Genomic DNA, 19,510 nt, shown 5'->3' on the forward strand with positions numbered 1-19,510 from the left:
TATAAATTTATTTTTGAATAGTTATTTTCCAAAATGAAAACAGCGCTGTTCTTTAATAGAGTCTCTGCATAAGCAATTTGCTTCAAACCACTGAAACTTAAGTGGATAGCAGTCGCTGTTATGAACGCAAATTGAGGTCATATAATTCATGTCTATACTTGTAGAAAAGGTGAAGCATTCCTCATAGTTGTAAATATTCCTGCCATTGTTTAATGGATGCATGGTTAAAACATCTTGATTATCTAGGAATTCAGCTAATCCACTGCCAACGGCTTTGACGTACGATTCAATTTGCGTCCAAATCCGAAAAAAAGCCTTTATTCTTTCCATTCCCTTTTCGGAAAAATACTCTTGCTGCTGCTTGAGTGTAAAAACTTGTTTAGCAATTCTTGTGGCATTAGTAATTTCGCGAATCGATTCCAGATCAACGCCAATATCCCGTTTCACACAAACAGCGTATAAGGCTAACCCTTTCGAATGCGACAAATTAAATTTAATATCTTGATTGGGACATGCTAACGTAGGCTTACCGTATTGTCCGTTATCAAATTTTAATTGATCCGGCTGTGCCCTTAAGTATAGGGCTAAAATCCTTCGCAGTATTCCACGGCAAACAATGAAACGTGATCGATCCTTTTCTAAATAAAAGTTACTTGCTCTACACCACTCATCTCTTGATAATTCACCCGATAACAACCGAACCACCGATGGATGACAGTCAAGTTTAGCTCGCCATACATGGATTTCCCCACTTGGCAAAATCAGGATGCCAGTAGGTTCCTTCCAGTGGATCAATTCACCCATAGTCTTCCCCTTCCCAACTAATACGGGTTCTCAGCTAGTAGATTTGAAATATAGTTTAAGACTTGACCTTGATATGTGTTGATAAAAAAGTGGTTGCCTGGGAAAATACGCAAAGTAAAAATTGAATCTGTCTGTTTAGCCCAAGAAACCAGGGATTCATAGGTCGTACTATCATCATCTCGCCCCCCTATAACAGAAATGGGACATGATAAAATCGGACCGGGTTCGTACTGATATTCCTCGATGACTTTAAGATCTGAACGTAAAATTGGCAAATAGGCTCGTAAAAAACTTTCATTGCCAAGAATATCTTCAGAAGTACCTCCGAGTTCATGAAGCTTATTAACGAGTATCCGATCAGGCATCATATGGAGATTAGGGCGTTTTTGAATTTCATGCGGTGCTTGTCGAGCTGAAACAATTAAATGTAAGGGCGCAATCCCATAGTGCTCCATCATCGTACGGGTTATTTCAAAACCTATTAAAGCACCCATACTGTGACCGAAAATTGCAAATGGTAAATCTAAATAGTCATCTATCCTCCTAAGTAAGCAATTAACAAGAGAATCAAATTGAACATCGTTGTCTTTCCCTCTTCTACCTGGGATCTCTACTGGAAAAACATCAATACTATCTGGCAAAAGTGCTGCCCAATTACGGAACACGGCAGAACTCCCCCCGGCATACGGGAAGCAAAATAAACGTAACCGCTTCGAATATGGTGATTTTGGTCGAGAAAAATGGGTGTTCACATTAGGCCTCATTTTACTAAAAATCCCCTCTTACTTGATCATGAAACCGAAAATCCGTAATCAGCCAAGCCCCCTTTCTTAGTTAGATTCCTCCTTAGAATAATGGTTTTCCGGGAGAGCCAGTAGACGGTTGCTGCTTGTCCTCTTTTTCATTTTCTGGTCTGTCTGCAGCTGACCCTGTATTCATCGTATCAATGTTATGTAAAACAGCGGTAAAATAATTGTGAATATTTATTATATTCTGTCAAAAATACGTTAATCTATATTGTTGACATGAATGTTCGTAAATGATAAATTGAATTATTTTTCTCTCTTGCATTTTGAATAGCAGTTATTTTTCTTCATAAACAGAACTTAAGGCCGAAATAATCGGCCTTAAGTTTCACTGCTCAACATCCAATACTGTTCTAAAAAACATAGACTCTTTTCAACATATACCGCAAAAAGCTTCACCCGCAGTTACAGAAGAGACCTTCCTTAACCCGTCTTTCAATTTTCTGTTCAGCTCGCTCAATCATGGTTTGCACCGTGCTTTTGCTAATCACTAAATATCGAGCAATTTCACCACTTTCAGCTTTTTACTGTTATAATAAAATTAACAGATTTACCTAGGAGTGTTTCTAATTTTCCCCTGTCACTCCTAGCTCATCCCCTTCTTCTAATCATCGTTTTTCTGCCCTTCGTAACAGTTCTTGTAATTCCTCAAGTGAGAGTTCATACAGCTGCTTATTATTTCCTAGTTTATAAATCCCCTTCTCTAATAACTTCTCAATTAAAATATCCTGTTTCGTCATTGTACCTCCTAGTTCAGCTTGTCTCATCCTCTCCAATTGTCCAATTCAATTAAGATGATTTCAGCTTTTATCCTTAGTGAAATAAACTCACAAAAGTAATTGTATGTAACTTAACTTGTTCATATGCCGGTTTTAACACTACCTTTTCATTTCAGAAGTTTGACACAGCTCTTCAAAAAGCTTATAAAGAAACATCGCTCCTTCGTTCTAAAAATACAATGTTAGGATATGTGACTATCTTTTTATTGAAAAATTTTATTAAAATATTACGACCTTGGATTACTCGCCCCTCACCCGAACGGTAAGCGGACCGTAGGGAGTATTAAGGAGTTGACAGGGCGGGCTATCTAAGCAATTGTAAAAGGTTGTCCTAGTTTAAAAAAATTTTAAAAAACACGTCTTAAAAGCTAGATATGAGCATCTGAGCGTGTTTATGTAATTACATTTTATTCTCATTAACGCACGTTATAAAAACAACATTCAGCCCTACCCCTATAAGAGATCGTTAGAATCGGCTAAATATTTACATGATATGGATATACTAATAAAAAAGTAATAAGGAGTAAAAGATGTTGGAAAAAGGAAAAATTTCATCCTTTCAGATGGGAATAATGATGTATCCGGTAGTAGTGGGAACAGCTGATCTCTTACTCCCAGGGATTACCGCAAAATTTGCCAAGAACGATTTGTGGATCTCACCGATAATTGCTTCCCTCACCGGATTATTTACCGTGTATATTGCTTATCAATTACACAGACTGTATCCGAAACAGACCATTATCCAATATAGCGAACACATTATTGGCCGGATTCCAGGTAAAATTCTCGGGATTATTTACTTATTCTTTTTTCTGCACGTGAATGGCCTGATAATTAGGCAGTATGGAGAGTTCATTATAGGTACTTCTCTTCCCCGAACCCCGCTTAGTGTAATTATCTCAACCATAATTCTCGTCTGTGCCTTTGCCGTACGCGGTGGTTTAGAAGTATTAGGGAGGGCCTCCCAGCTCTTTGTGCCGATTGTGATTTTACTTTGGGGAGTAATATTAATTCTACTTATTCCGGACATGGACCCGAAGAACATTCTTCCTATTTTGGAGAAAGGAATCGTCCCTCCCATTATGGGAGCGATCACCCCAATGGGGTGGTTCACCCATTTCATTCTAATCTCTTTTTTACTTCCCTTCGTAACTGACCAAGAAAAAGGGATGAAATGGGGAATCATCTCGATATTTGGCATCATGCTCACTTTAGTTTTGCTCAATATGACCTCATTTTTCGTCTTCGGAAGAGATACTGCTAAATATCTCTATCCTGCGATGAACGCTGTCCGTTATATCAGCATCGCTAATTTTTTTGAACATATGGAGTCAGTTATGATGGCAATTTGGGTGTCAGGTACGTTTATCAAAATCTCGGTATATTATTATGCACTTGTTCTAGGTACAGCCCAATGGTTGAATCTTTCTGATTGCCGACCGGTCGTATTCCCCCTCGGTTTTCTATTGATACTGTTTAGTTTTTGGTCCATCCCTAGCTTGGTGGAATTGGTCCATTTTTTGAGAATCGTACCTTTTTATAATATGACAATCGAAATGGTCATCCCAACATTCTTACTACTTATCGCTGTCTTACGAAAAAAAAATCGAAAGAAAGTCAGTTAAAAACTAATATCAAGAACGGTTTCAAGAAAAACTAAACAGCCTTTCCCCGATAGAATATCGGGAAAAGGCCGTAGCTTAAAGACTCTTTTTTAGTGTCCACTTGACGGGGCTATGCGCACATGGCCCCCCTTATTTTTCTCCTGTGACACACAGTTCCATTACTCCATAGTACCAGAACACCGCAAACTTGCTTGAACTACTACCTGATGCACTTTACCGTCATCCACAAGTTGCAAGTACGAATGATTTCCAACTGCCTTACCGTCAACCATCCATGTTAATGGAACTCCATGATCTTGTCCACAGTGAAACTCAATCGAATACGTTGTCTCGCCATATCTGTAGTCGATACTGAACGATTTCCATTCAGGCGGCACACAGGGTTGAATATATAGTTGATCTCCGCGGCGCTTGACGCCCAATACATACTCCAACCCTGCTTGGTACATCCAACCAGCAGCTCCTGTATACCATGACCAGCCAGCTTGACCTTGATGTGGATTTGCCGTATACACATCAGCCGACATCACATACGGTTCATTTGCATACGTCTGGACTTCACGGGAAGTTCGCGTGTGTGAGATTGGATTGAGCATGGAAAACAGCTCAAATGCCTTATCACGCCGCTCTAACATCGCCCAGGCGACAATCCCCCAAATGACACCGTGGGTATACTGTGCCCCGTTCTCTCGAATTCCGGGTGGATAGCCCTGGATATATCCTGGGCTCGGGCGAGTCTCATCAAACGCTTTTGTCAACAACCGCGCAAGGTTCAAATCTCGATCGACGAGCTCACGGTCAAACGAACGCATCGCCCGCGACTGCCGGTCGGCAGACGTCCCCTTCGAGATGACCGCCCACGACTGTGCGATGGCATCAATTCGACACTCCTTGTGCTCAATCGACCCAATCCATGTTCCAGCGTCGGTGTACGCGCGGCGAAACCAACCGCCGTCCCAAGCATAATCGTTCAGGTGCTGCTCCAATTCGCGCGCGACCTGTTCAAACTGTTCGACCACATCGGGAGGAATGATACCATCCTCAAGTCTCGTAAACCGCTTCAGAATGTCTAACAAGAACCAGCCTAACCAGACGCTCTCACCATGTCCCTTTGCGCCGATACGACTCATCCCGTCATTCCAGTCGCCAATGCCCATAAGCGGAATGCCGTGTTCGCCGAACTTCAGAGCATGGCGAATGGCTCGCAGGCAATGCTCCAACAGCGACCCCGTCTCGTCAGACACGACTGTATCTTCATACCGCTCCAATTCTCCCTCTTTCAGCACATCACTGTACAAGAATGGCACGTCCTCTTTAAGAATATCGAGATTGCCTGTCTGTTCTAGATAGCGTGATACGGCATACGGAAGCCACAGTAGATCATCTGAAAAACGTGTGCGTATTCCTTTGTGTGTTTCTTCGTGCCACCAATGTTGGACATCGCCCTCCTGATACTGATGGGCAGCGTTAATTAGTATTTGCTTTCTGATAATAGACGGGTCCACATGTAAGAACGCAAGCGAGTCCTGCAATTGATCACGAAATCCAAATGCACCGCCAGCCTGATAAAACGCGGTTCGGGCCCACAATCGACAAGCCAGCGCTTGATACAAGAGCCAGCCGTTCAGCATCAAATCCATCGCACGGTCCGGTGTCTTCACCTGCACCTGTCCAAGGACGCGCTGCCAATACTGTGTCACGCTTGCAAGTGCATCTTCGTAGGCAGAAGGTTGACCATACTGTCGAACAAGCGAGTGTACCTCCTGCTTCGACGCAGCACAGCCAAGCAAAATGGTGACCGTTATCTCACTTTTTGCAGGAAGTTCGACAACAGTTTGAACCGCCCCGCATGAATTAGAAAATGTGCCTGTTTGCATAGACAGTTTTTCTTCTAAAAGTGCTGCCGGACACTCTAGTGTACCACCACGACCGATAAACTCTGTACGATCTCCGGTCCAAGAATACGGTTGAAACGGTGTTTTCGTCATATGCGGCAGTGCGATGTGCATAAAGCCGACCGCATCACGAAATGTCTCTTGGTACGTGTTGCGGGCAAGCAACGTGCTATGCTCCTTATCCCATTCGGTAATGATGAAGGGTGCCTGCGCTTCTCGCATAACTCCAAGAACCCACTCAGCATAATACGTAATGGAAATCCTCTTTATAGCTTCGCTAGTATTGCATAGTTGAAGCCGGATGAGTTTCAGCGGATCTTTTAATGGAACTGTTGTCTCCATCGTGTGCACCACGTCTCCATCCAGTTGTTCAATCCGACTATATCCCCATCCATGTGTGACCTTGTACGTTCGCTCGCCACCTGCGGGTTTGGGGGCAGCCGACCAGACTTGATTAGTGTCGAGGTCGCGCAAGTAGAGGCACTCCCCAGGTTGGTCAAGAACTGGATCGTTCGTCCAGGGCGTGAGCTTACACTCCCGTGAGTTGCGCCACCAACTATAACCTGTTCCCAATTCTGTAAGTATGCAACCGAATCTTGGATTAGCGAGTACATTGCTCCACGGCTTCGGTAAGTACGATCCGCTTTGTACGTGAACTTGATACGCCCGACCGCCCTCGATGAAACTGCCCCAACCATTGAAAAATTCACCTTCTGCGGGAATACTGGACGGTTTTTGATTCCGATGCATTTCTCGGGTTGGCACTGGCCGCCGCTGCAATGGCTGTAATTTGCCTTCGACGGCTCGCAATTGTGCACGCAAGCTTGGCCCTCCTGCCCGCAGTAAGACACGCGCAACCGCTATGAGGAGGGTTCGTTCATTCTCTGGCAATTGAGACGCCTTCAATCCCACAATTCGCTTCATCTGTCCAATCCCGCGCGCAGCGAGGTTCTCGCGCAAACGATTCATGAACTGGTCCTGGTAGCCGCCGACGGTCTCATCGAGTACCACAAGGTCGACTGCCAACCCAAGCGTACATAAGTACTGGTGCTGGCACGCTAACAGAATGACGAACGGTAAATCGGCCAGGTTGTTAACGGAAACCACAACAATCGGCGCGTCACCGCTAATTCCATGCGACCATAAGGCAGACTGACCTAAAGCATTGTGTGAGATCGCTTCCCGTCGCACGTGCGTGAGCGGCGGAGTAAAAAGGAGGCGTCCCGCCAAAAGATTTGCTTCCGAGGCTTGCATCGGCGTAAGGTGCAGATGTCGAAGATCGATTTGCGTGCGTACCCATGCTAAATGGAAGGTTCGATCCGCTTGCTTTGGCTCACGCAGGCGATGTACAATGTCAAGCGCCTGCTCGCGGCTTTCTGCGACCCCTGTCACGATATACACCGTGGCGGACTCCTGCGGTGCCAATTGAATACAACGACGCATAATAAACGCCGGATCCACAACGGAACCAACCGACCCACGTAGGCGTGCGTATATTGCCTTTGGCGTTTGGAGTGAATAACCACGGCCAATAAATTCAGCCCGATCTGTCTCGAATTCGTAATCACCTGTCTCACGCCCATCGACATAGACGGTGTGAACTGCCCATGTCTCCTGCTCATCATCCTCGCGCGGACGCCGCTTCGCCAACAAACATTGTGCCTTTGCGTCATGGCTCGTTTCTATGAATAACTTGCTGAAAGCTGGATGTGCACTGTCTGCGGATTGGCTTGCCAATGCCAACTCCAGGAACGACGTCACTTCCAGCGTACGATCTTCGCTGCTGTTGTTAACCACTTGAAGGCGCCGCACCTCGGCGTCAACATCCGAAGAAATGGTCAATTCAAGCTTGGATGAAATGTCATCATAAGTCCCCTCATAGGCTGTTTTATCGAGACGAAACAGAGCTCTCGTGTCCCAAGCCGTCTCACAAGGGAACCTGGTCGTGCTCCATGTCTTTTCCGAAGTGACGTCGTGAATGTAAACAATTGCGCCCGACGTATCTGCGACCGGGTCTTCTCGCCACCTTGTGACTGCAAGTCCGTTCCATGTGAGCATACCAGTTCCATCGTTCGTGTTCACACTGGTCATGCGACCGTTTGACAACACGTTAACTTCCGGAACGGCTGTCGGTTCAGCAAACGTCCGTTCCGTATCGTCCGACTGGCTATCAAATTCCGGCACCTTCGCATGAAGCCCAATCGGTTCTTCAATCAGCGCCGCTTTTACTGGTACCCGTTCCTGTAGAAGTAAATCTGTTGCGCATACGCGTGGATCGGTATGGAATCGCTTCACCATGATTTCATCCGCCAACAAATTAACAAGAGTTAGCATACTCATGCCTTGATGGTGAGCCATAAAACTCTGCACGACCTGGTAATGTTTACCTTGCGGCAGGCGTACTGTTGTAAAATCAACAGCTTCATAAAAACCGTACTCGCCTTTCGCGCCATAGTCTTCAAATTTGCGCAGCGCTACGAGTCCAGCATCACCCGCATACGGCAGAGCCATGATGGTGGCATACGGTGCAACGACCAAATTCCGTTCCAGACCACGTTCAAGTCCAAGTCCGGGGACACCAAAAGCCCGATATTGATAGTTCAATTGATAGTCGAATGCATAATAACCGCTTTCTGAAATTCCAAATGGCAGTTGGTGTTTATCCGCATACATCCGCTGCCGGTGAACGGCGCCTCGATAAGTGGATTCCCAGATCGTGTTTCGATACGTCCGCATAATAAGACTCGGCATCAAATACTCAAACATCGTGCCAGACCAAGATAACAGCGTCTTGCATTTATCAAAAATTGTCATTGTACGTCCCAGTGTAAACCAGTGAGAAGCCGGAATTTGGCCTAGAGCAATTGCAACAAAGCTTGCTTGTCTAGCTTCCGAAGCCAGCAAATCATAAAGAATGGTATCTTTTTGGTTTGTGTCGACGTGGTAGCCCAGACAGAACAGGCGCTCATCCGAGTTGTACAGCGACTTGAAATTGGTCTGTTCAATGAGCTGGTCGATTTCTTCTATGATGTTCTCAATACGAGATCGGAAATCTACATCTCGCTGACTCCATTCAAGTAGTCCCTGCCGCACGACCATCAGGTACGCAACAAAGTTTCCAGAATCAACCGTGGAAACGTATCGAGGAAAAAGAGGCTTAGCTGAACATGTATCGTACCAGTTCAGCAGATGCCCATTCCATTTTTCCATGCTTGCGAGTGTTTTCATCGATGCTTCGATGCGTTTGGTCATCGTAAGCGTGTCGATGAAATCAAGGTCGCGTGCAGCAACGACACAAGATAAGTATAGCCCAATATTGGTCGGCGACGTGCGATGTGCAACGATCTCCTTTGGATGATACTGTACATTATCGGGCGGCAGCCACGATTCGGTCTCTGTGACGTATCGCTCATAAAACGACCAGATTTGTAGCGCTAATTCCCTGAGTTCCGGACGAGCAGCATTCAACCACGTACGAGTATCTGTTCTTCGCGGACGGTTCAATTGCTGCATGACAGGTCGGGCCAGAAGCCAAATCACCAGAGCTGCAACACCAATACCGCGATCCAAAATCCCACCGGAAAGCCAAGCTAGTACGACAAATAGGGCAATCACGATGTAGCCGGCTGGCTCGTACATAAACACGCGTCCTTTTACGGAACTGCGATCCGTCATTGCAGATGTGACCCACTCAAGTAACTTGCGCCGGCTTACAAACAGGCGGTAGAGCGTGCGCAGAATGGCGTCTAACGCAAGAACAGCCGCAAACGGCAGCATCATCAGTTGAACAGCACTCTGCATGAAACTCACAGCAATGGTACGATTGCTCCCACGGCCAACCACTCCTTGTGCGATAGCACGCAGAAACGGAAGAAAAATCGTTAGCAGTACAATTGTTTCCCACACCCATCCTCGACCAGGCAGCACGTGCAATCCGAGTATCGCAACCAATAAGAGGGCTGGCGCAAGTAGGCTCCGGCGCAAATTATCAATTATTTGCCAACGGGTCAGCCCGCACAAATCAACTCGTTGGCTCTCGCCATGACGGTCTTTGCAGCTCGTGCCCAACCATTTGATAAGCTGCCAGTCCCCGCGAATCCATCGGTGAGCACGTCGCTCGTACGCATAAAATGTGCTTGGGTACGACTCGACTACTTCGATGTCGGATGTCAACCCAGTGCGCAGAAATCCCCCTTCGAGTAAATCATGACTCAGTACATGATGATCCGGAATACGGCTCACCAAGGTCTTCCGAAATGCCTCAACGTCAAAAATGCCTTTGCCAACAAAGACGGCGTGCCCAAACAGATCTTGATAAGCATTCGAGACAGCAAAAGCGTATGGGTCGATACCAGGCTCCCCTGCCCACAGGGCAGCGAAACGGGATTTTTGCGTCGACTCAAAATTCACGCCAATACGTGGCTGCAGTACACCAAACCCTTCTATCACGCGTGTCCCTGCGTCATTGAGCCGCGGTCGGTTGTACGGAAAATGAATGGTACCCGCCAAGCGGCTCACGATGCCAATCGGGAGTTGTGTATCATGATCAGCCGTAAATACATAACGAATGTTCTGCAGGATATCTGCTTGCCCATGTATCGTTGTAAAACCGGTATAGTCACTGCCCGACAAAAGCTCGACAAACTCGACTAGTTTGCCGCGCTTGCGTTCCCAGCCCATATAAATGTTGTCAACTGAATTGTAAAGACGAGATCTGTGAAATAGAAAAAATTTATCAGCCCCGTACTGCTTGCGCAAAGCATCAATTCGTTCGACTGCATGCGTGACAATCTTCCTATCGTCTGACTGCGTCTCGGTCGATGCATCTGAAAAGTCTGCCAATACGCCGAAATAGATGTTCTGCTGACGATTTGCCAGGTAGTGAACTAAGAGTCGATTGATTACGTCATCCACTTCTTCAACGCTCGACCAAATGATCGGCATGACGACCATCGTACTAGCATCTTCAGGCAGCTTGTCGGAAAAATCGTAACGCAGAAGTGTAGTAGGGCGGCAGCATCGACAAATGACTTTATGCACGATAGTTACAACCCATTCACTGACAGGCAAAACAAGGGCTGCTAGGATTGCAAGCCAAGATATAGGCCGAACTGCTGTCCCATATGATATCCATCCCCCAGCGAGCAGCATCAAACCAACTAATAGTAGAATTGAGCTCGACAAATACATGGATAAAGGTTGCCGTCGAATGGCAAGGTGCGGTAGGCGACGTGGGCGCGCCACCGTGCAGAGTGCTGTGCGCATGGCCGTGATTCCGTGCGGATCGAGCAAATAATACGCGAGGCACGCATCTCGAGGCAGCAAATCTGCTTGGTTTGAGTCTTCTTGTCGAGATTTGGCGAGCTGTATGATGGTTTTGGCAACTAACGTTTCCGGAACATTCAGTTGATGCGCAATTTCGGCAACGCGGCCGCGAAGTAAGTCGCGGCTTGCTAAATCCAGATCCTCATATTCACTATTTGTGTCAGACAGGAGAATTTGTTCTACATGAGAAATTTTTGTGAACGTCAATCGCCATGGCAGACGCTCTAAAATGTGTAAGCTTTGCACTAAGTTCCCGCAAGTCACCTGCAGTTCCGCCTGAAGCTGATGCTCAAGCGAGACTATCTGCTCAAGGCTGGATTCACTGTTCTCCACATAGGCCGCAAGCCAGTCGCGGACGATTCGAATATCTGGTTCCCATTCACTCAAGTGTCGGACGAAATGTACGATCTCGATTGGGCCCAACGGCTTTTTACGTGCCTCGCGCTCCAATACCGCACGTATTTTAGCGTCTGACATATTCTTTGCGCCTATGCGCTCAAGCAAGGACGCAATGGAATTGCACATCTCGTGTCGATGTCGTACCTCGCGCATCGCTGCCGCTAGCCGACGGATAATGATGACGCGCATGGCGCTCGGCAGCGCCCAACATTCTAAAACCTTGAGGACAGAGACTTCTTGATAGGATTGTATGTAGTTTTCAAATGAGTGTACGTCGTAGCGTCCATCCACATGCTCCAGATAATCGTTGCAAAGAGCATATATTCGCGGCATCCCAGTAGACTGCAATCTCGGCAACTGTTGCAGCGTTGCTCGGGGCAGTTTCCGAATGACAACTTGTGCTTGTGTCTCCAGGAAGTTTATGTGATCAAGCAGCCAATCTTCCGCAGGCTGCTTACAGTATACTCTGCTGTTGCTTAACCGCTCGGCAAACTCATGCAGACTGGCCATATCTGACCGAAATGCCGGCCAAAATCGAGCAGTCAGGCGGTTGGTTGCACATAATTCATGGGTCAGGGCAAACTCGTGCCCCCTAGCTCTTAGTTGGTCATTGTTGAGAATCATAAAGGCCTCCTAGGTATCATTAAAGGAAAATATCCCAAAGGAAAATATTCCCTAAATAACGCCGTTTTATGCAAAAGGGCAACTATTTAATTTGCTGTTATTTAGGTACTCATTGTGCCTCTGCAAGTTTATTGCACCAAATATGCTATTTGGCGAACGGTTACGTGAAGCTACTAAATTAATTACAGGATTATAGGAAGGCTCATATATCATCTCCTCTTCTTTATTAGAACATCGAAACGAATAGAACCTGAAAAAGAACAGTACAGAGGCGCTTATCATGATTACGATTTAGTCTGCCCTACCGAAAACGGAAAGCCGTGTCATTTCAGAAGTTTGACACAGCTCTTTAAAAAGCTTATAAAGAAAAGTGAGGTTCCTGATATACGATTTCATGATTTGCGCCACACTCACGCTACTTTTATGTTGGAATAAGGGATTCATCCAAGGATTGTGAGTGAGCGTTTAAGGCATGCAAGAGTAGGTATTACATTAGATACATATCCGTATGTCACGCCAGGACTTCAACAAGAAGCGGTAGATTGATTTGCGAACGAATTATTCAAAGAAACATAAGTTATACGAATGTTTGCAATTACCTATTTTCCGCTAAAATATTTGCAAAAGTATCATATATAAAAAAGGAGAGAGAAACATGATTCCAATCAGTACTGACGAGCAATTTCGCGAAATTATCGCCGGTGAAAAACCGGTCGTAGTTAAGTTCTACACAACATGGTGCCCAGACTGTGTACGCATGGATAACTTCATTAGCGATGTGATGGAGGAATACAATAAGTTCGAATGGTACGATATCAACAAGGATGAGTTCCCTGAACTCGCGGAAGAGTATCAAGTGATGGGGATCCCGAGCTTATTAATCTTCCAAAACGGCGAAAAGCTCGGCCATTTACATAGTGCGAACGCAAAAACAGAAGAACAAGTTACAGAATTTCTGCAAGCATATTAATTCCCAAAAGCCTCTTTTTGTAAGAGGCTTTTTTGTATGCGCTCAACAATCTTAGCCCATGTTTAAAAAGCTATATATAGACAAAAATGTTTGTATAGACCCACTCGAGGTTCGTTTGGTACGCTAATACAGGAAAGCTTTGGAGAGTGGAGTGATACAATGGAAACATTTTCTCATAAACAGGCGGACCGCGGCGCGCTAATCAGCATTGTAGCGTACATATTTTTATCTGCGGTGAAAATCGGTGTCAGCTTTGCTGCGGCTTCAAGCGCGCTTCGCGCAGACGGTTTGAACAACCTCACAGATATAGGAGCCTCGCTTGCCGTTTATATCGGTTTAAAGATTTCCCAAAAGCCGCGTGATTCAGATCATCCGTACGGTCATTCCCGTGCAGAGCAAATCGCTTCTCTTGTGGCATCCTTTATTATGATGAGCGTGGGAATTGAAGTTATTTTGCAGGCAGGCCAGTCATTCTTTCAAGAACGAGCAGGAGCACCCGGAATGCTTGCGGCATGGGTCGCATTGTTTTGTGCAGTCATCATGTACGGCGTGTATTTCTACACTAGAAACTTGGCGAAACAAACAAGAAGCAAAGCGCTTGAGGCTGCTGCAAAGGATAACTTATCGGACGCACTTGTAGGCGTTGGAACATTCACCGGCGTTGTTGCTTCTCAATTTGGCATGCCGATTATTGATCCTATCGCTGCCATTATTGTAGGAGGCGTGATTTGTAAAACAGCATGGGATATTTTTTCAGAAGCTTCCCATATGCTGACGGACGGAATCAACCCTGAAAAAATGGATCAGTTTATAAAAACAGTTCAATCTGTCGACGGTGTGAATGAAGTCGTGGATATGAGGGCCCGCATGTACGGAAATGAAGCATACGTAGACATTACCATTACAGTGGATGGACAGCTGGATGTACTGGAAAGCCATCGCATCGCTGATGAGGTAGAAGATAAAATGCTGGAGGAGCATGGCGTGACGAACTCTCACATTCACATAGAACCGAGTGAATCGCCCTTTTTCGTTCTGAAATGAAGCAAACAGCAAACACAAAACCCCGGCATTTCGCCGGGGTTTTCAAATGGAACGGAAGCGCTGGTGGAACAATACGCACAGCAGCATCCACCCTCCTCCTGCCGCACAGCCTGCTAATATATCAGACGGGTAATGAACGCCTAAATAGACACGGCTGATAGCAATAGAGAAGATTAAAAGGGTGGCGAATACAATGAGACCGATTTTTTGCCACAGCAGCAGGCGGTGCTCTGTAATTGCTAAATAGGCGACGAAGCCCAAAAATGCCGCAGCGCTCATCGCATGACCGCTTGGGAAGCTATAGCCAGTCGCTGTGACAAGCGTATTAATATCAGGACGCGGTCGTTCATACCACAGCTTTAAAGCATCATTAAGATAACGAGAACCGTACAGACTTACAACAACTAATAAACTGGCTAAAAATCTCTTTCGAATCAGAAAATACGATGCCAATATACAAACGAACGGGAAATATACATCGATTGATCCTACATATGATATAAAGCTAAACCATTTCGTCAGCGTTTCATTACGGAAACTTTGGACGAATTCACTTACTGCGGTGTCAAATGCATTGATGAAATCGGATGTATAGGAAACTGATAACACGAAAAACAAAAGGAAACAAACACATATATAATACACGATATTTTGTTTCATATGCACCTCTAAACATAGAATGGAGGGGGTTATAGTTTCCCTCTCCATTCTGTATTTTATGCATGATTCAGCAATATTTTGAAATGACCTGCTCCAGCTGTCTTGGCAGCGCCGTTAGATCTGCAGGCGTAACAGTAAAGTGCACACGCGTTTCATCCATATCGAGAGCTTCGGAGAACAAACCCGCCAAGCCTTTCGCTTTTCTGTCGATTTCCATCATGATGGAGAGCTCTCTTGCAGACTGCGGAAATACAAGCAGCTCCAGTTCATCGAGTTTGCGGTAAAACGGACCGGATACCGGGATGAATTCGAATTCTTGGGCAAACGGCACACGCTTACGCAAGCGGTACGGCAGCTCTTCGCATTCAGCTTGGCGAAGGCGGAAGCCTAGGCTTTGCACTGCCTCCAAAACATCGCTCAGCAATGGGCTCGGCAATACTTCGATATAATCTGTATCTCCTGGGTCCACGCTGTTTTTAATATCAAGACCTGTATGAATCCATACTTTTTTCAATCCGAACGTCACAGGTGTTTCGATAGGAAGCACGAAAGAAAACGGAACTTCTGTTGTCGCCCCCGGTCCGATCGTAATCGGATCCGTCAGGCGAAATTTATCCAAAGCGTATGTTGCGGACACTTTCTTATCATCCACTTCGCGAACATAAGAAGCGGAAAGGGTCAAGTAAATGCTGTCAATGTTCTGCTGGGTGTTGCCGCCTGTAATACGCACGGTTCCTTTTACTTCCTCACCTGCATAATATTGCTCTTGTTGCAAAACAGTATCTACCTTGGCCGAACCGATGCCTACACTTGCTAAAAACTTTTTGAACATAACTTTCCCCACTCCTTTAAGAGAAATTGAATATCCTCGCAAAGCTCCTTTGCATTTTGATAAGGATTATCAATTTGCAGCATGCGTTTTAGAATATGGCAGCCTTGAGGAGTTAATGTTAATTCCTCATACCAAGGGCGTTCTTCCTTTGTTGTTGGGGCATAGGCAGAGTACAGCAAGAATAAGAGGAAATGTCCCAGCGCATAAAAATCACTGCGATAATGAATCTCTCTCATATATTTCTTCTCGCCCAGAAACGTGTCCTCGCGCTCATCACGTTCTCCTATATAGCGTGCCAGTCCAAAATCAATAACATAAATCGTTTGATTCTCTATCAAAATATTAGGGATGCGCAAATCTCTATGAACGATTCCTTGCTCATGAAGATACGAAACGACTTGCAAGATTTCAAGAACAATTGTAAACGCTTCTTGTTCTGTATACGTTTTTTGGTCTTCAAAGATAAGCTCTTCAAATGTCTTTCCTCGTATGTATTCCATCACATAGAACGGCTGTCTCTTCCATTCAAACACATCCAAAAGCTTAGGAATGGAAGAATGACGAAGCTTTTGCATAATTTGCTTTTCGTACGCAAAAGATTTACGCCCTGCCTGCAGCCGCTGCTTGCTTTTTCGAAGCTGCTTCACAACCTTTTGATGCGTTGAGGACAGGTCAGTTACCAAATATGTAAATCCGTAACTCCCCATCCCCAATATGCTTTCAATCCGATAATTGTGCAATATAGTTCCGGCTCGAAGCGGTCTGTCGAACAGGGCAATGACGTGCTCCAGCACGTTCATCAGCTGCTAAAAAAGCTGTGGCTTTTGTGCTTCTTCTTATAATGGCCGTGACCATAGTGATGAGAATGATGATGTCCATGACGGTCGCTGCTGGAGTATCGCTTGTAGCTGTGCCTGCGATAATCGCTGCTTGAATAACGTTTGTGGTTATGTCCAAATAAAGATTTTAATAGTTTCTTAAACATTCTTTCACCTCTTTTGAAGGATTTCCTACTATTATACCAATGAATGGTATTATGAAATTATTACAATTTTGTGACAGGAAATGAAAAACGACGAGTCGGCTCCCGTCGTTACTTCCTCTGTTATTCCTCTTCTTCTTCAAAAATTTCGTCGATCATGCATTTTTCCACTAGATAGTCGAATGCGATATCTGCGAGTTCTTCCATTTCTTCGGGCTCCGGCACATACCCTCTTTGGATTAATTGATTGTAAAAGAATTCTGCAATCTCTTCCGTGTCAATGACCACTTCGATTTCTTTCACACTCATCACCCCTTTATTTCTGTTTTATGAGGAAAAATGAAAATTATGAGTCCTTATCAAAAACAAAATTTTCTCGTGCCGCCATATGTAACTGGTCTACAAACAAATCTTGCTGCATACCCATGTAGTACAAGCTATCACAAGGAGGAATAGAGAATGAAAGAAAGAGAAAAGGCAGTATGGGAAACAGAAGAAAAGTCGCTTTTCACATTTTGCGCAAGCGAGCAATTTGACAGAATAACAGCTGCAGTAATAAAGGGATTGCTTATCTTTTTAACAATTGTGGGCATACCTTATACAATGTACATGCTGTATCAGCTTTTGATTTCGCTGTAGGCACGTTCATTTTTTCTCTGATAGCTTCGTTAAGTAATTCAGCACAAGATTCATCACAATCTGATACTCTTCATCTTGAAACGTATGATATAGCTCTTTATAGTCGTTATAAATATCCAGCAAACCATCAATAATTTCCTGACGATTCGTTTTTACACCGACACGCTTGGAGTTGTTGACTGATTTCAATTTTTCTAAATCGAGCTTATTAATTCCTGTTTTGTCGTTCTTCAGCTTCTTTAAAATCGTATTCGCCGTTTGCGCGTTGGCAAGCAGCGACAAATCTGCCTCATCCGCTTCTAACCACTCTCCGTCTGTAATGCGGGATAATTCATAAATGGTATCTTCCCATGCGTCATTTTTATAGCGCCACACTTCCGTACGATACCCGACTACCCGAAACACATCCTTCTCGTACCCTGTCACTTGCACAAGGTCGCCAAACGTAAATTTGTAGTTTAGTTCAATCCATTCTTTTTCCAAGTGTCGTCCCTCATAATCTGTTATTAGCTGCAATGTGTTTTCCACATAGAGCCCGTCGTGATTATTTACTTCATATACATAAACACCGTCCAAGATTTTTACATTTGTAATCTTTCTATTTTTATTCTTTCATAATTCTAGAAAAAGACATGTTCATCCATTTATCTATCTATTAGTTTGTTGATTTATATAAGCCTGTTCTTCTTGAGCTGTTGCAAGTCTAGTCGCTTTACCCAGTTCTCCACCTTGCCATTTCCATAACTGATTATGGACAGTAACACAGTTAGAAAAATCTCCAGCTTTCCATTTGTTTAAAGCTACCATATAAAAATCATAGTGCTCAAGAGAATCTTTACTATACTCAACTAATTTGATTGTAGTATCAATGTTTTCTGGAGTCATCGGAATGTATCCCCAGCGTTGATCCGCTATAACTTTTTGATGAGTCATTTCATGCATACGACTTTGTATATCTGCATCTGTTGCCTTCTGAGGTTGCGGTTCTGGTGCAGGAGCTTGTACTGGCTGAGGTTGAAGTTCAGGTTGAGGAGTTGGGGTTGGAGCTGACTTTACTTCCATCTTCTTCTCTTCTGTTTGATCTGCTGCAACTTCTTTAACTTGCTTGATCCCTTGTCCCTTCTCCCAATTACTAATATATGAATTAACACCGTATCCACCCGCTGCCAAAACTCCTATAGAAAGCGAAGTCCAAATTGCGAATTTTTTTGTTGCTCTAAACATTATTAGCTCCCCTTATCAATGAAATAATTAATTTCTAGTTTTGTCATTTTAATGATCTCTAACTTAGTATTGCATTTATATCTTTTTACCAATATAGTAACATATCCAGGAACCTATGCACACAAGAGTATTTGAAAAATTCAATTTATCCCGATTTCCCCCTGATAACCGGCCGAATGGCGTATCCATAAATAGTGGGATTTCCAACACTTTGTCTGTACCGTCTGCTACGAAAAAAGGCCTTGCTCCTCAGCAAGGCGCCTTCATTACTATTCAGCATGTATATTCCAATTTGTCTACCGAGACATTACTGAACCTGCCGTAGCATTAATTTTACTTATGGTATGGTTCACCGTGATTATTCAAAATGAGGTTTTATTATGAAAATGGTGCTTCTTCAAAAACCAAACAGACTATGAACCTCTCCCACTTACTCGCTTCCGCTCCTAGAAGTGGGGGTTTCTTAGCACCAACAAAGACAAGGTCCCATGAGAAGCGGATTTGCCATCTCCTCTCTGCACCTATGCAGGGGCTCCTTCCTCTGTCTGACTAAGCAACTTCTGCACATGCAGAAGGGTGGGAACACACCGTCTACTACTTTTTGCTTACGCAATCCGTAGATACTTTCTCTTTGTTTCTTCCGGGATATGACACATCTTTCCGTACAGTTCTTTTGCCAAAATGTTGCGGGCACCGTGAATGTCCCGGTGTTCTTCGTAGCCGCACGCACAAACGTAGTTGCGTGTCCGCACTTTCTTTCGTCTTTGGCAACATGGACATGTTTGAGAAGTGTATGCTTCGTCTACGAGAAACAAGAGAATGCCTTTTGCGTGCAGTTTATACGCCAAATACGCGCGGAGTGTGCCAAATGACCAATTTGACAGCTTTTGGTTGACGTGTTT

Annotated in this window: 16 protein-coding genes and 1 pseudogene; 5 read left to right on the forward strand and 12 right to left on the reverse strand. The window is 44.7% G+C overall.

All coding sequences use genetic code 11. The features are described 5' to 3' along the window. Positions 1-21: 21 nt before the first annotated feature. The 3 genes from H540_RS29535 to fbpA form a co-directional block, all read right to left on the reverse strand. Positions 22-804: a 4'-phosphopantetheinyl transferase family protein gene (locus tag H540_RS29535; RefSeq protein WP_051317074.1), complete on the reverse strand. Its 783-nt coding sequence runs from the start codon at positions 802-804 to the stop codon at positions 22-24. Positions 805-821: 17 nt separating this feature from the next. Further along, positions 822-1,568, reverse strand: a complete 747-nt coding sequence (locus H540_RS0111115; protein WP_028400712.1) for a thioesterase II family protein — start codon at positions 1,566-1,568, stop codon at positions 822-824. A 650-nt stretch (positions 1,569-2,218) separates the two neighbouring features. After that, positions 2,219-2,350: a Fur-regulated basic protein FbpA gene (gene fbpA, locus H540_RS32060; RefSeq protein ID WP_245592225.1), complete on the reverse strand. Its 132-nt coding sequence runs from the start codon at positions 2,348-2,350 to the stop codon at positions 2,219-2,221. 569 nt (positions 2,351-2,919) lie between these two features. On the opposite strand from fbpA, the gene H540_RS0111125 reads away from it, so the two are divergent. Further along, positions 2,920-4,014, forward strand: a complete 1,095-nt coding sequence (locus H540_RS0111125; RefSeq protein WP_028400713.1) for a GerAB/ArcD/ProY family transporter — start codon at positions 2,920-2,922, stop codon at positions 4,012-4,014. Positions 4,015-4,172: 158 nt separating this feature from the next. Here the strand turns inward: H540_RS0111125 and H540_RS0111130 are convergent, their stop codons facing one another. Continuing rightward, on the reverse strand, positions 4,173-12,257 hold the full coding sequence (locus H540_RS0111130; protein ID WP_028400714.1) for a GH36-type glycosyl hydrolase domain-containing protein: 8,085 nt from the start codon (positions 12,255-12,257) through the stop codon (positions 4,173-4,175). A 225-nt stretch (positions 12,258-12,482) separates the two neighbouring features. Between H540_RS0111130 and H540_RS35380 the strand changes: the two are divergent. The 3 genes and pseudogenes from H540_RS35380 (at position 12,483) to H540_RS0111140 (ending at position 14,271) form a co-directional block, all read left to right on the forward strand. Continuing rightward, positions 12,483-12,803, forward strand: a pseudogene (locus tag H540_RS35380) (tyrosine-type recombinase/integrase). A 109-nt stretch (positions 12,804-12,912) separates the two neighbouring features. Further along, positions 12,913-13,227: a thioredoxin family protein gene (locus H540_RS0111135; protein WP_028400715.1), complete on the forward strand. Its 315-nt coding sequence runs from the start codon at positions 12,913-12,915 to the stop codon at positions 13,225-13,227. A 159-nt stretch (positions 13,228-13,386) separates the two neighbouring features. Then, a complete protein-coding gene (locus tag H540_RS0111140) occupies positions 13,387-14,271 on the forward strand; it encodes a cation diffusion facilitator family transporter (RefSeq protein WP_028400716.1) in 885 nt (294 codons plus the stop codon). Positions 14,272-14,313: 42 nt separating this feature from the next. Here H540_RS0111140 and H540_RS0111145 read toward each other — a convergent pair whose 3' ends face one another. From H540_RS0111145 to H540_RS0111160, 5 genes are all read right to left on the reverse strand, one after another. After that, positions 14,314-14,931: a phosphatase PAP2 family protein gene (locus H540_RS0111145; RefSeq protein ID WP_028400717.1), complete on the reverse strand. Its 618-nt coding sequence runs from the start codon at positions 14,929-14,931 to the stop codon at positions 14,314-14,316. Between the two features lie 67 nt (positions 14,932-14,998). Then, a complete protein-coding gene (locus H540_RS0111150; RefSeq protein WP_028400718.1) occupies positions 14,999-15,763 on the reverse strand; it encodes a sporulation protein in 765 nt (254 codons plus the stop codon). After that, positions 15,745-16,557, reverse strand: coding sequence for a serine/threonine protein kinase (locus tag H540_RS0111155; RefSeq protein WP_425388104.1), 813 nt, complete (start codon positions 16,555-16,557; stop codon positions 15,745-15,747). Before H540_RS0111155 ends, H540_RS0111150 begins: the two co-directional genes overlap by 19 nt. Before the next feature lie 5 nt (positions 16,558-16,562). Then, positions 16,563-16,748, reverse strand: a complete 186-nt coding sequence (locus H540_RS32070) for a hypothetical protein (protein WP_081415104.1) — start codon at positions 16,746-16,748, stop codon at positions 16,563-16,565. 120 nt (positions 16,749-16,868) lie between these two features. Then, a complete protein-coding gene (locus tag H540_RS0111160; protein ID WP_028400720.1) occupies positions 16,869-17,048 on the reverse strand; it encodes a YozD family protein in 180 nt (59 codons plus the stop codon). 156 nt (positions 17,049-17,204) lie between these two features. On the opposite strand from H540_RS0111160, the gene H540_RS29540 reads away from it, so the two are divergent. Further along, positions 17,205-17,384, forward strand: a complete 180-nt coding sequence (locus H540_RS29540; protein WP_034670835.1) for a DUF3930 family protein — start codon at positions 17,205-17,207, stop codon at positions 17,382-17,384. 6 nt (positions 17,385-17,390) lie between these two features. On the opposite strand, the gene H540_RS0111170 is transcribed toward H540_RS29540, so the two are convergent. The 3 genes from H540_RS0111170 to H540_RS32075 all read right to left on the reverse strand — a co-directional run. Further along, positions 17,391-17,978: a hypothetical protein gene (locus H540_RS0111170; RefSeq protein ID WP_028400721.1), complete on the reverse strand. Its 588-nt coding sequence runs from the start codon at positions 17,976-17,978 to the stop codon at positions 17,391-17,393. A 54-nt stretch (positions 17,979-18,032) separates the two neighbouring features. Continuing rightward, complete coding sequence (locus H540_RS31410) at positions 18,033-18,608, reverse strand: DUF6241 domain-containing protein (RefSeq protein WP_051317077.1); 576 nt, start codon at positions 18,606-18,608, stop codon at positions 18,033-18,035. 605 nt (positions 18,609-19,213) lie between these two features. After that, positions 19,214-19,510 (reverse strand): zinc ribbon domain-containing protein (locus tag H540_RS32075; RefSeq protein WP_155891008.1); only part of this gene is annotated, 297 nt, incomplete at its 5' end.

It is taken from the genome of Ectobacillus panaciterrae DSM 19096, from assembly GCF_000430785.1.
GTDB classification, from domain to species: Bacteria; Bacillota; Bacilli; order Bacillales; family Bacillaceae_G; genus Ectobacillus; species Ectobacillus panaciterrae.

What these genes read in the sequence shown, in the direction of transcription:
- H540_RS31410 (WP_051317077.1), bottom strand. Translation starts at nt 18,608, where the DNA reads ATGTTTAGAGCAACAAAAAAATTCGCAATTTGGACTTCGCTTTCTATA.
- H540_RS0111135 (WP_028400715.1), top strand. Translation starts at nt 12,913, where the DNA reads ATGATTCCAATCAGTACTGACGAGCAATTTCGCGAAATTATCGCCGGT.
- fbpA (WP_245592225.1), bottom strand. Translation starts at nt 2,350, where the DNA reads ATGACGAAACAGGATATTTTAATTGAGAAGTTATTAGAGAAGGGGATT.
- H540_RS0111145 (WP_028400717.1), bottom strand. Translation starts at nt 14,931, where the DNA reads ATGAAACAAAATATCGTGTATTATATATGTGTTTGTTTCCTTTTGTTT.
- H540_RS0111115 (WP_028400712.1), bottom strand. Translation starts at nt 1,568, where the DNA reads ATGAGGCCTAATGTGAACACCCATTTTTCTCGACCAAAATCACCATAT.
- H540_RS29535 (WP_051317074.1), bottom strand. Translation starts at nt 804, where the DNA reads ATGGGTGAATTGATCCACTGGAAGGAACCTACTGGCATCCTGATTTTG.
- H540_RS0111130 (WP_028400714.1), bottom strand. Translation starts at nt 12,257, where the DNA reads ATGATTCTCAACAATGACCAACTAAGAGCTAGGGGGCACGAGTTTGCC.
- H540_RS0111140 (WP_028400716.1), top strand. Translation starts at nt 13,387, where the DNA reads ATGGAAACATTTTCTCATAAACAGGCGGACCGCGGCGCGCTAATCAGC.
- H540_RS29540 (WP_034670835.1), top strand. Translation starts at nt 17,205, where the DNA reads ATGAAAGAAAGAGAAAAGGCAGTATGGGAAACAGAAGAAAAGTCGCTT.
- H540_RS0111125 (WP_028400713.1), top strand. Translation starts at nt 2,920, where the DNA reads ATGTTGGAAAAAGGAAAAATTTCATCCTTTCAGATGGGAATAATGATG.
- H540_RS32070 (WP_081415104.1), bottom strand. Translation starts at nt 16,748, where the DNA reads ATGTTTAAGAAACTATTAAAATCTTTATTTGGACATAACCACAAACGT.
- H540_RS0111150 (WP_028400718.1), bottom strand. Translation starts at nt 15,763, where the DNA reads ATGTTCAAAAAGTTTTTAGCAAGTGTAGGCATCGGTTCGGCCAAGGTA.